General features: G+C 51.9%; 10 protein-coding genes. 4 read left to right on the top strand and 6 right to left on the bottom strand.

The features are described 5' to 3' along the window. The first annotated feature begins 121 nt into the window (after positions 1-121). The gene (locus B5F76_RS13810; protein WP_446717644.1) at positions 122-1,141 is read left to right on the top strand and encodes a tyrosine-type recombinase/integrase; all 1,020 of its coding nucleotides are present in this window, start codon (positions 122-124) and stop codon (positions 1,139-1,141) included. Between the two features lie 186 nt (positions 1,142-1,327). Here B5F76_RS13810 and B5F76_RS15020 read toward each other — a convergent pair whose 3' ends face one another. After that, entirely contained in the window at positions 1,328-1,639 is a 312-nt protein-coding gene (locus B5F76_RS15020; protein ID WP_162608867.1) for a hypothetical protein, read from the bottom strand. Between the two features lie 229 nt (positions 1,640-1,868). On the opposite strand from B5F76_RS15020, the gene tnpC reads away from it, so the two are divergent. Then, entirely contained in the window at positions 1,869-3,599 is a 1,731-nt protein-coding gene (tnpC, locus tag B5F76_RS15410) for an IS66 family transposase (protein ID WP_162608866.1), read from the top strand. Positions 3,600-3,630: 31 nt separating this feature from the next. Here the strand turns inward: tnpC and istB are convergent, their stop codons facing one another. Together istB and istA are read right to left on the bottom strand one after the other, a co-directional pair. Further along, a complete protein-coding gene (gene istB, locus B5F76_RS13800) occupies positions 3,631-4,368 on the bottom strand; it encodes an IS21-like element helper ATPase IstB (protein ID WP_087355598.1) in 738 nt (245 codons plus the stop codon). Then, entirely contained in the window at positions 4,368-5,903 is a 1,536-nt protein-coding gene (gene istA, locus B5F76_RS13795; protein WP_162608865.1) for an IS21 family transposase, read from the bottom strand. Before istA ends, istB begins: the two co-directional genes overlap by 1 nt. A gap of 702 nt (positions 5,904-6,605) precedes the next feature. Here istA and B5F76_RS13790 point away from each other — a divergent pair. Both B5F76_RS13790 and B5F76_RS13785 read left to right on the top strand, forming a co-directional pair. Beyond that, entirely contained in the window at positions 6,606-7,025 is a 420-nt protein-coding gene (locus B5F76_RS13790) for a hypothetical protein (protein WP_087355594.1), read from the top strand. A 348-nt stretch (positions 7,026-7,373) separates the two neighbouring features. Beyond that, the gene (locus tag B5F76_RS13785) at positions 7,374-8,306 is read left to right on the top strand and encodes a LysR family transcriptional regulator (RefSeq protein WP_087355592.1); all 933 of its coding nucleotides are present in this window, start codon (positions 7,374-7,376) and stop codon (positions 8,304-8,306) included. 138 nt (positions 8,307-8,444) lie between these two features. Here B5F76_RS13785 and B5F76_RS13780 read toward each other — a convergent pair whose 3' ends face one another. From B5F76_RS13780 to B5F76_RS13770, 3 genes are all read right to left on the bottom strand, one after another. Next, complete coding sequence (locus tag B5F76_RS13780) at positions 8,445-9,434, bottom strand: PTS transporter subunit IIC (RefSeq protein ID WP_087355590.1); 990 nt, start codon at positions 9,432-9,434, stop codon at positions 8,445-8,447. Between the two features lie 140 nt (positions 9,435-9,574). After that, complete coding sequence (locus B5F76_RS13775; RefSeq protein WP_087355588.1) at positions 9,575-11,029, bottom strand: SLC13 family permease; 1,455 nt, start codon at positions 11,027-11,029, stop codon at positions 9,575-9,577. A 176-nt stretch (positions 11,030-11,205) separates the two neighbouring features. After that, on the bottom strand, positions 11,206-11,913 hold the full coding sequence (locus B5F76_RS13770) for a cyclase family protein (protein ID WP_087355586.1): 708 nt from the start codon (positions 11,911-11,913) through the stop codon (positions 11,206-11,208). Between the last annotated feature and the right edge of the window lie 567 nt (positions 11,914-12,480).

Genomic DNA, 12,480 nt, shown 5'->3' with positions numbered 1-12,480 from the left:
GGCTTGAAGCTTTATACTATATTTACAGAGAGATAAGTATGTATACTAGTACAGATCCTCAGCTGAATTAGACCCGTGGTAGTAAAAACATCCCGGGAACTCAGGTTTACTCAAACAAGGGATCAATCCCAACCAACAAAAAAGGCAGGAAAAGGAAGAAATCAAACGCCTTGAAGACCTGGATAAGAATACTTTTCGCATTGTTGCCAAGGAATATTTGGCAACCAGGCAGGACATAACACCCAAGACGATGCAGGGCGATACAAACAGACTTGTGAACCATGCTGAGTCTATTCTTGATCTACCAATTTCAGACATACGAAGGAAAGATCACCTTAAACCGTTGATTGATCTTCCCCTGCAAAACAAGAGCTTAGAGCAAGCCAAGAGAGTAGCTGGGCTACTGAGTAGAATTTTCCAGTATGCAGTAGACTGTGGATATATAGACTCAAGTCCTGATGAACGACTTTCTAGTTTGCTTCCAAGGCAGATGGGAGAAAAAAATCATCATGCGGCCCAGACTACTGAAGGTTCTTGTAGAACTTTATTCTCTAAAATATGGGAATATGCCGAAGCTAAACAGAGTGGACCATTTGTCACCGGAGCGATGAAGATAGCTTGCTATGTGCCGCTCCGCTGTTCAAACCTGAGAGGAGCAAAATGGGAAGATGTGGATCTGGAAGAAGGTATTTGGCATTTCCCAAGAACAAAAAATGGACGTTCATACGACCTACCTATCTCCCGCCAAGTAAAAGAAATTCTGAGTCACCTACGTAAATATTCAAATGAGGACATCCCTTTTTGTTTCCCCGGGACAACTAAATCAGGACATATATCGGATGGGAGCCTCATTAAGTATTTGCGCAACAGTGGCATTACCAAGGAAGAACAAAGCCTACATGGATTCAGATCGACTTTTCAGAGCATAGCTTTGGAGCATGGCATTCCCAAAGTCCTTACCGAAAGAATTCTGTTCCATGTTGCCGGTGGGGCGACCGAGCAGGCCTACAATCGAACTACCTACCTTGGCCCAACAAAAGCTGTCATGCAGTGGTGGGCAGATGCTGTAGATGCTATGCGCGACGGCAAACAACTACCTGATATTCCTGAGATTGTCCGCCTTGGAGGGGCATATCAGTAGCCTGAAAAATTTTTTTGATAACGCAGCAGTGAATATATATTTATGTGGGCCACTTGGGCCACTGGGCCAATATAAGTAATTACAAACAGTTATCTGTACATTTTGGTGGCCCACTATTATTTTCATTTTGGGCCACTGGGCCATATTCAATTATTTCATATGATTAGGATTCTATTTTGCTGTACCTCAAATATATCTGCTGGCAGGTTGTATATTGTGTAGTAAAACAGTAAAGAAATAAACGCACCCGGCATCATCGCCTGTATTCCCCCTGATTTCGGCAAAAGAGACTTTCTTTTGCCGAACGGCGAAACGCCTTGCTTCCATTGTTGGAATCAGCAGGGCACAAAACCACGAGGCACTGTGTAAATCGTACTGCCCAATATCTCCATCAAACTGTTTTTTGCTCGGCATATACCCTAAAAATAGGGCAGTTGTATGCGCACAGAGCCAAGGAGGTAATATGAGCACACGACGTGGCCCCATGTCCAGATCCATTGCTTTTGCGTTCCTTCTCACAACGAAATATTGGCTGGACAGGCTACGAGTACGCATTGCTGCCAAGCTGGCATCAATGTGTGTTCCGTCAAGTAAAATTCCCCAGATCCGTCACGAAAACCTCCCCAGGGTGGGGAATTTTTGTATCCGCTCAGGGGGTAACGGAGTTAAGCCATTTTTTAGCCCTCGAGGGCTAGTCGTCCGTCCCAGAGTTATGATACGGGCAAGTATGGATACCGATATCAGAGCCATACTTTCCGCAATCCCCCGAGGGGAAGAAGCGGCACGGTTACCTCACCAGGAGCTGGTGCAGGTACTGGACTCTGTCGTGTCCATCGCCCTGCAGTTGGCCAGACAGGTAGAGATATTGCAGGAGGAAAACAGGACCCTGCGAGAACAGGTTCGGGTTCTGACAGAACAGGTCAAGACCTTGCAAGAGCAGAACTACGCCCTCTTGCGCAGGTTGAACACCAATTCTGGCAACTCGGGCATTCCCTCTTCCAAGGATCTACCCTGGTACACCGACAACCAGGGCAATGCTGGCACACAAACAGGTGATGGTGGCTCGTCTCCTGCAACCATGGGTGGAACTGAGAATAATGAGAACGATACGGAGTCCGGGACCTCCAGGGAGAAGGCTCCCAAGGATTCCAGGGACAACCCCAAGACCCCCGGGAAGAAAACAGGTGCCCGGAAAGGGCATCCTGGGGCCAGGCAGAAGTTTGTCACTCCCGATGAGGAGCTGAAGTTTTTCCCTGGGCCCTGTTCCTGTGGCTGTCAGGAAATTGAGAATCTGGAGCCTTGCTACAAGCATCAGTATTTTGAGATTCCTACTATTCTGGTGAAGGTCTTGCATATCATCCTGTATCGAGGGACATGCAGTAATTGTGGCAAAGTCTGCAAGGGGGAAGCACCCCGGAAGTTCCAGGCAGGGTATGGCCCGAACCTTTCTGCCCTGGTACAAGGTCTAATCACTCTGGGACTCAGCAGACGAGGCGTGTTGGAGTTTTTGCGTGACAAGGGCTTCGTTCGGACATCACATGGGGAAGAGCTTCAGATATCTCATGGTGGCCTGAACCAAATTCTTGGACGTGTCAGCAGTGCGCTCAAACCGCACTATGAGAAGATTGGCGAGAGCGCCCGAACGGTTCCAATCAACCATGTTGACGAAACAGGCTGGCGCATGTTCGGTCCGGCGGGCAAAATCATGGTATGGCTTTGGGTTATGGTCTCCTGCCTTGTCACCTTCTTCATGATTCATACCAACAGAAGCAAGGAAGGCTTTCTGGAGCTTGTCCGCAACTGGTCCGGTATACTGACGTCTGATGACTACGCAGTCTATTCTTCCTGGCCAGCCGAATTGAGGCAAAGCTGCCTGGCCCATCTCTCCAGGGCAGCCAAAAAGCTTTCCCAGGATCCTGTTGCAGAAATAGCCAAAGGCGGCCTGCGTCTGTACAGGGAGCTGTGCCGCCTCACCAAAATCGACAGAGAGGCGCTCACCGAGGGTGAATGGCGGGCGTTAATGATGAGAGTGAAGGGACTCATCAACTTGTTCAAAAAACGGGACGATTGCCTCGGCACTCTTGCCAGGCGCCTTGAGAAAGATGGAGTCTCCCTCTATACATTTCTGCGTATTGCCGGAGTGGAGCCAACGAACAACACTGCCGAGAGAGCGCTCAGGGCAATAGTCGTCAAACGCAAGAGTGCTTTCGGTTCGATATCCGAGGCAGGTTTCCGTTGGCTGGAGCGCTCGTTTTCCTTCAAGCAGACATGCAGGCAACAAGAGTGGCCGTATTTTGAGATGCTGCGAAGGTGTATCAGCAACCATCTGCAGGGGCTACCTCAAGATCTCTCCATGTACGGGCCGGTCGTGCAGGTTGCTCAACAGATGCGCAAGGAGTTGGGGTTTGAGAATTCTGTGCAGGCCACGTCCTCATCGGAACTCCCAAAAACGGCTTAACTCCGTTACCCCCTGAGCGGATACGAATTTTTTAGCGCATGAGAGAGTGGCTTAGACGGTAGCTGTCCCCGGTATGCTTGATGAGATAGCCATGATGGATAAGCCGGTCCATGATGGCGAAGAGGAGCCTTTCGTCGCAGAAGATACGGTTCCACTCGGCCATGGGTAGATTGGTAGTGATGACGACGCTGCGCTTCTCGTACGAATCGGAAATGAGCTCAAAAAGAAGGCGTGTGCCGTTGACATTGGTGGGAAGATAGCCCCATTCGTCGATGATGAGCAGTGAGGCATCATTGAGACGACGTCTAAGGGCGTTGTATGCGCTCTTGTCGTCCTGGGAGGCAGTCAGTTCATTGACGAGCCTGGCCATTCGCCAGAAGCAAGTTTTATAGCCCCTGGAGCAGGCTTCCATGCCAAGAGCGGTAGCGAAGTGGGTCTTGCCCGTGCCAGGGTTCCCCAGCAGGATAAAATTCTGTTTTTGTTCGACAAAGTGACATTCTGTGAACCAGGAGAGCGCCATACCTTTGGGAAGCTCGAGATGGTCAGTCGTATAATTCTCGAGCGTTTTCTTTTGCTCAAATCCGGCCTGCTGTTGCCAGCGCAGTACCCGTTCTTTGATACGGGCATCCCAGAGGGCCTGAAGAAGGCCATGGACGTACGAGGCAGGATCGGTGAAAGGAATCTTGCTGTACAGCTCGGCTATAGCACTCCCCATTCTGAGATTGGTGGCAAGACGCAAGATGTCGGCATCCATGGAAGGATTGGTCATCACAGTCCACCCCCCTGTACGTAGCTCCCCATATCAAGAGGAACCAGGTGTTGATCAGGTAAATAGTCAGGTAAAACAAGTTTTTGAATTTCATCAGGTTTGTGGTCCCTGATGCCGCGCAGGGCGTTGACGACGATATCGTTCGAGCAGTTGCCAAACTCCCGCACAGCCTGGTCAAACCTGCTGCAGATGTCATCGATGGTCAGATCGGCTTTCAACATGCTCAGGCAGACCTGAAAAAACTGCTTACGGGCCGGTGCAGGACGATTCACCATCCAGGAACCAACGGCCGGAGTAAGGACTTTGAAAAAAGAGCTGTTCTTAAAAGCACTTGGACGCTCAGACAGCAATTCCATTTCTGTCAGCCAATTGATGAAGTCCTTACCCCGACTATAGCTCCTTTGTACGGTACCCAGTGGAGTACCTCTTTCGGTATAGAACTCCAGGAGATCCCAGGTCTTTTTGACCACAATCTTCTGGCCGGGAAGGAAGTCGCCCTGGTAGGTATTGGAATCAACGGATATCCTGCAAGTGTTGTCGGCAACAACGTTAGTCCATGAACAAACAACATACCGCTTTTGAGGCAGTAATTTCATTTGTTTCTTTTCTTGATCATGGAGTACATCAATAAGAATCTTATGCTTGTAATGCTCCTTGTGAGCTTTATTTCTGCAGAAATCAAATAACTTTTTGTTAAACTCTCTGTAGTTTCCATTAAAAATTTGTCCTGGAACAAAGAAGTTGCGACGGAACCAGCCAACCGCGTTTTCCACAGATCCCTTTTCGTATCCAGAAGCGGCATTGCAAAATTCTGCAATAAAACCGTATGCATACATAAGTTCTCGGAAGTTGTCCGTAAGACGACGGGGATGTTCCACAGCATCCCAGACATCGTGTTCTTCCACGATGTCACTCCGATGGAGTATCTTGGCAACTGCTGTGCTCATATTGTCACAGCGAATGCGGTTGGGGACTCTTCCAATAAATTCAAACATAGTAACAAGCCCTTCTGCAAGGCACTCGAAATTTTGTGCAGGCAGCATCTGGGCAAGGCGGTAGTTCGAGTACGGAAAAGTCAACACTAAAATATATTGTCTGCAGGTCTTTCCATCGATAAAAACATCAACTTCCCCAAAATCTAACTGAGCATCTCCTGGAGCATGCAGCAGACTCAAATGACGCTTCCTGGTCTGGATCTTGAGCTCTGTACGTAAGTCCTTGACCATACGTTCTACCGTCCTGATAGAAACCTCCATAGGTGGGAGCTTCTCGTCGAGCTCGCCATTTAGAATCATGGTGTGGATGCGCTTGGCAGTAAGGCGCTGCTTTGCATCCGTCGTAGAACAAGTGCAGGCCAAGTGATCACGGATTGCTTCTTCGCATGGAGTTAATTTGGATTTTCTTGATTTTTTGAAAGGAGGCATGGAAGCAGAGTAAGAAGCCGCATATTTTCTTACAGTTTTCCTGTCAACGCCGGTGTCCCTTGCTATTTTTGCGATGCAAGTTTCCTCCGAAGCAGCCTGTTTAATGTCCATAATAGTACTCATAGAGAGCATCCTGTTTTCTCCCTCAGCAATTATGATTGCTGAGGGAGTAGAGAGATTGAAGCAGAAAGTCCACCAGTGTCAGCCCCTGGATACCCCCAAGAGAGAAGCCGCGCGGCCTCACACCCTGTGGTAGGGGGAGGGGCCCCTCCCCCTACCACAGGGTGTGCCCTCCTCTCCAGGCGTATCCTTTCCTGACGGAAGTGGGGAATTCTTCGTGACGTTTCTGGGGATTTCTAATTGTCGCAAAACAGTATGCCCCTGTGGGCTCCTTTCGTGCCCCTTTTTTACGGCTGAGACTGAGCGAAGAAAACACATATAATCACTCACTTATCGCAAGTGGGAAGAGTGAGATAAGCAAATCCCTAAGGGAATGTAGCATAGGCAAACCCTCCTTGCAGCTGGATCTGCCTATCCCTCTCGAGCCGTGCAGAGTGTAAGTTAGGACTCACGCGCAAATAACGCTAACACATTACAATGGTAGCTATTTGAAATGTTTTAATTATGTTACTTGTAAAGACAGCGTTATATCAGCGCAAGTCCTTAGACAACACAGATACGCAGCCTGGTAGCTGGCTTTGGGAGCAAAAACTGTTGACAAGAGTGAAGAGGGATTTCAGAGTAGCTGTCCGTACTCACCAGACTTTTTTCGAGTCCGAACACGAATTTTCAAAATCAATTCGGGAGCACTTCTTGCGTACCATATCTCAAGGCTACAGTATTCTGTCTGCAAGGGACATCCTCTTTGCCTGCCTGAGCCTTCTCTTCAGTCTTGCCGCGTGCAAGGGAATATTGCTACTCTCGCCCCTAGGCGCGGGCATAGACAGCGATCTGCAAAATTATGCCCAGATCCTTGAAGTTGCCAGATATCCTGCTGCCTTTGCCGCAGATCCCGTAGCGCCCATATTTATTCACGATCCCGGTGTCCCCAATCTCCTGACTGTTCTCGAAGGCTTCTTTTCATCCAGTGCCAACGCGGCAGTGGCTATCTTGAAGGCTGGATGCATTGCCTTGTGGCTGCACCTGATAAGCTGGTACGCCCTGGGGCGATTTTTGTGGTCCAGGGCATCTCTGGCCGCCTTGCTGAGTCTTGTCTGCAGCATTACTTTTTAGGCTCTTCGGGGGGGTTGTGGGTAACTCAAACACCCCCTGTCCTTGGGGCAATTTGGCTTGATGGGCTGGGAGACAGAATTCCAGCTCTCTTAGAGCCCAACTTGCAAGTACTATTGACAAATTCTCTGAAAATGCCTTTGCACTGCAAACTGAGGCAGCCCTCAGAGATTCAAATAATGCTTGGCGAAAAGGGCTAATGCGGGGGATTGGATACCGACCCACAAATACCCCCGAAGAGCCAGTTTTTTGCAAGGACCTTCCGTTTTCTGGAAATCGCGTTGACCGGAGGTCGGGAGGAAGCGCCATCCTCCTGCTCACGGCTCTTCACACAAGGAGCAAGGTAAATCGATGGACGACTTCAGCGGAGATTACATTTCCTGGCTCAGAACTTTCTACACGCTTGTCGATCTCAAATCCTTTTCGAGAACGGCCGAGAGTCTGGGAAAGGCCCAGAGCACCATTACCTATCAGCTGAAAAAGCTGGAACAGCGTCTTGGCACGGAGCTGCTCAACAGACGGAGTTCACCGCTTGAGCTCACATCCGCGGGCGAGCAGCTCTACGTTTTGTGCCAGCAGATCTTCCGTCTGCTCCAGCAGGTGAGCGATCAGATTAATGGCGGGGCGGAAATTCGGGGAAATCTGCGTATAGCAGCAAACTACGGTATAGGCTGTTACTACCTTCCCTCGAAAATTATCGAGTTCAACAAGGCCTATCCCCATGTCAACATAGAAGTTAGGCCGCAGCCTATCAGACAGCTTCTGAAGTCGTACTACGCTCCGGAAATTGACCTTCTCATTACTCTGTCAAGTATTTTGCCCAACGACGCCCAACAGTATCCGCTATTTTCGTCGCAAATGTGTCTTGTTACGCCTGATGATATGGAACTTAAATATAAAAATCCTATGCAAATAGAGGATTTTATCAAGTATCCATTCATAGCGTTTTGGAAAGAATACCCTTTGGACAAGCTTGTTATGGAAAAAATATCTGAATGCGGATACAAGCTTAACATCAAGCAGTACGTTGGATTTTTTCTTCCGATCCTCAATTATGTCTCTCTCGGATACGGCATTACAATATTGGATGAATTTCAGACAACGTCTTCGGGTTTCAGGGTTCGAACCTATCCCCTGGGAGACCTCTTTCCGGATCGGGCGTACGTCGTTTCCCATCAGCCGCGGCAGTACGTCTCGCCGGCGGCTGCCCGTTTCATTGAATTCCTGCTGAATGATACGACGATCCCCGGACTGAAGCTGAGGAACGACGTGAAAGCCCTCTGAGCGGGTGCGGGTGTATGGGGTGCCTCGCGCCGGATCCGGACATTCTCCGTGGTGCGGGCCCGTGGCGGCACCCTGTTTGACGCCCTCTCCCCAGATGGGTAAGGCATTTCCGTGGCATCGGAAAATGGCAGGCACGGGCTACAGCGTGGTTGAGACACGCATGTCCCCGTCGTGTATCTTTCCCGCTTTCCTGAGGAGTCCTGCGAAGATCCAGGCGAGAAGGCCGGGGAGCAGGAAGTGGAAGAATCCCATGAGGAGGAAGACCTGCGGAGTGGCCCCCATGGTCGCGATGGTTCCGAGTTGGCCCACAAGACCGCTGCTTCCCATTCCGGCTCCAGCGGGCATGTTTTCCATGGGGAAGATTGTGGTGGCGAAGGGGCCCAGCAGCGCGCTTGCCAGAATCTGGGGAAGCCAGATGTACGGATTTCTGAGAATGTTCGGCAGTTGCAGCATGGCGCAGCCGAGGCCCAGACTGACCAATCCCGAAGGACCGTTATCCCGGTAGCCGCTTATGGCGAAACCCACAAGCTGACAGCAGCACCCTACGGTGGCCGCGCCGGCCGCGGTGCCGTGCATGTCGAGCATGATGGCGATGGCCGTACTGGAAAACGGCGTGCACATGGCCATGCCCATGACGACGGCGATGACCGCTCCTGCGACAAGAGGTTGCGCCTGGGTGGCCGAGACCACGATACCGCCCAGAAAGCGCATGAAGGAACCGATGGGAGGACCGGCGAGTTCAGCGACGACACATCCCGCGAGGAGGGTTGCGATCGGCGTGACGAGAATGTCCAGCTGCGTCCTGCCCGAAACGCGTCGACCGCATTCCGCAGCCGCCAGCCCTGCGAGCAGAGCTCCCAGTGGACCTCCTCCCTGCACGCCGGCAAGACCGCAGCAGGCGCACCCGAACAGGACCAGAGGCGGCGCGCCCAGGCTCCAGGCGGCGGCAGCTCCGATTGCCGGTCCCATACCCTCCATGGCCAGAGATCCCACCCGATCCAGAAAGGGTATTTCCAGTTCGCTTCCCAGCGTCCGGAGGATGACGCCCATGATCAGAGAGGCGAAAAGACCAAGGACCATGGCTTTGAGGGAGTGGAAGATGTACTTTTTGGCAGTTTGTCCGTTCATTGGTTGCACTCCCCTGTTTGCGGAGAAAAAATATGAGCTCCCGAGTGGCGTCGAGAGCTCATATCAGAGTGTACATGCAGTCGTGTCGTACCCTTACGGTCCCGTTGTCTGTCATACAGTCGAGGGACTCTGTTTCCGCGTCAGCACACGAAGCGGCCTATTGTAATCATCATCGCGGCGAGGGTCAGGTAGGCGCCAAGCAGGGTGAGGGGGGCAATCCTCCAGATGTCCTTCGTGGAGCACCAGTCATTGCCGTGTAGCGTCGCGGCGGTGGAGCTGGCGGCGGGAGTGAGGAAGGCCAGGTGCACGCAGAACGTCACGAGGATAACGCTCACCTCTGGAGGATAGTTGCGGGCCGAGCAGTAGGTGAACACGATGGGCATGAGAGCTATGCCCAAGGCCGTGTTGTTGACGAACTGGGTGAGGAGGGCACCGAAGGCCCCGATGCAGAGGGCGAACAGAATTTGGGAGTCCTGGCCGAGGACGGGTTCCAGGAATTCCATGAGGAAGGCGGTAATGCCGCTTTCCGGAGAGCTCATGGGGCCTGAAAGGGGGAGCGCGAAGGAGAGAAGAAAGATGATCTGCCAGGAGACGCCCTTGTCGATCATCTGACGCAAGGGAAGCAACGGCTTCGAGTCCACCTTGATCACGCACATGATGGCGATGATGAGAATGCAGATGCCGGTGGAGCCAATGGAGTTCAAAAGGCGGGCGACAATGAAGTCCTTGGGCAGGAAGCTGGGGGCGAGCATGCAGCCAAGCAGAGCCACCAGCAGAGTGAACATGACCTTCTGCACCGGTGTCAGGACCAAGGAGCCGTCACTGGTGATTCTGTCGATGTCGAGGTTGCGGATCCTGCCGACATCCGGGGAGAAAACCATTCTGCCAAGCAGGATGAAGACGGCGAGGATGAGCAATCCGCCAAGGAAGGCCAGGAGCATGTAGGAACCGTAGTCGATGGGAACGCCGGACAGTTTCTCGTAGGCACCCACGATGGCCAGTGGCACGGACTTGAAGGGGATGGTGGACATGCCGAACTGAGCGGCGAAGACAATACCGAAAATCATCATGGTCGGATAGCTTTCACCCTTCTTGTAGCCGCACAGGTCACAGACGGCGTAGAAGAGGCTCCAACCGACGAGAACGGCGGGTGTTCCGCTTGTCAGGCCACCAAGAATCATGATCGAGACAAGGAAAACGTAGGAAAAGACATACGGTCTTCCCCTGACAAACGATCTCGATATGAACCACAGGGATATGAAACGCGACAGGCCGTAGTGGCTTATGCAGGCGCAGAATATGAAGATGAAGAACATCATGACGACAATGGGGTCGCCGAAGCTTTTGTTGAGCAGGACGACCGGCTTCATGATGCCTAACAGCATAATCGCCAGCAGGCCGACGAAACTCGGCCATATGATGTCTATGAACACCCAGGCGTAGAGAACGCCGACAAAGATGCCTATGACCTTCATCCCGTAGGGGGTCAGCGGGGCGGGTGCCGGCATTTGGCTGATGCCGAACGTGATGGCTAGAAATATCAAGGTGTGCAGCCACCAGCTCCAGTTGACCTTTGTTTGCGGATTTTGTGCCATACCGTTCTCCCCGTCCCGCTCCGCCGCCGGGACAGATGGGCGGCGGAGGAGACATGCTTTTTTTTGAGAGTGTTAGCCCACGGTGGGCAGTACCCTCCCAAGTGGTTGATTCTTTTGGGAGCCATACGTGTGAATTCAACCGCTATTTAACACTCTCCTTTTTTACGGACGATCCGCTAGATGCTTTCGAGAGCGATGACACGCGCCGCCGAGCCGTCGGTTCCCAGAAGCTTGAGAGGCAGGCACACGAAGAACACTCTTGGCTTGGTGATGGCGCGCAGGTTGGTGCACCATTCGATGAGTATGATGTCGCGGCCCAGGAACTCTCGGTGCGCGTAGCCGTTGTAGCCGGCACCTGCCTTGCCGCCGGACTGCTTCATGGGGCTCATGTCGGTCATGAAATCCTGGGCGAGTGCCTTGATGCCCTTCTTGACCAGCCAGTCGCAGGCGTCGTTTTCTAGGTAGATCATCTCGTTCCAGAAGCGTTCCGTTCCCCACGCCTCATCGGTCCAGCCGGTACGGATGATGGCGATGTCGCCCTTGCGCACCTCTACACCGGAGGCTTCGAGGTCGGCTGCGGTGACGCCCTCACCGGGCTTCTTGTGCGTCATGTCGATGACCACGGCCTCGCCGATGACCATGCTCAGGGGCAGTTCGTGGTTGGCGAAGCCGTCTTCGAAGCAGTGGATGGGCACGTCGATGTGGGTGAAGCTCTGGGTCGTCATGGAGACGTTGGTGGACAGGAAGCCCATCTGCTTCACTGTGGAACAGGTGTGGAAGACGGTCAGGGGCTCCTCCGCGTTGCAAAGGTGCTTACGGGGGAACTGGATGTACTTCTGGGAGGGATCGATGGTCAGGCTGAGGTCGATGATGTTGTAGGCCATGATGTACTCCTTGCGTCGAGCGGCGGACGTGCCCGGAAGTTCCAGGAGAGGGTGCGGAACTTCGCTTCGAGGGGAGGCTTTCCGCTCCGTTCGATTTTTCTGATTATCTATCGAAAAATCTGAACGATGTAAAGTGGCTGACTTGGGCTTTTTCGAAAATTTCGAAATTTTATTCGAGAGAGTCGATAGAAGGTGCGTCGAGCTCAGGAAATGCTGTGACCCCGCATCCCCTATCCGGGGCGTTGAACCGCTCCGGTATCCGCTCAGGGGGTAACGGAGTTAAGCCATTTTTTAGCCCTTGAGGGCTAGGTCGTGTTGACAAATTCAGCTCATGGCTGACTTTTAGGGTGTACCCAAAAGGGCATTTTTTCAGCATTGAATTTCCTGGCTCCAAACTGTAGGATTAAGGTCCAAATTCCTTTTTTCTAGCACTTTTGCCAAAGGGTCTAGGCTTAAAACTAGGGCGTGTTGACAAATTCATGTGAGTGTTCCAGTAGGAGTACTTACTACACAACCTTCGCCCACATTAACATATTGAAAATATGGAAATAAGAGGAGAATGACAGA

Source organism: Desulfovibrio sp. An276 (assembly GCF_002159665.1).
Lineage (GTDB): Bacteria > Desulfobacterota > Desulfovibrionia > Desulfovibrionales > Desulfovibrionaceae > Desulfovibrio > Desulfovibrio faecigallinarum.
This window is presented reverse-complemented; position numbering and strand designations above follow the sequence as displayed.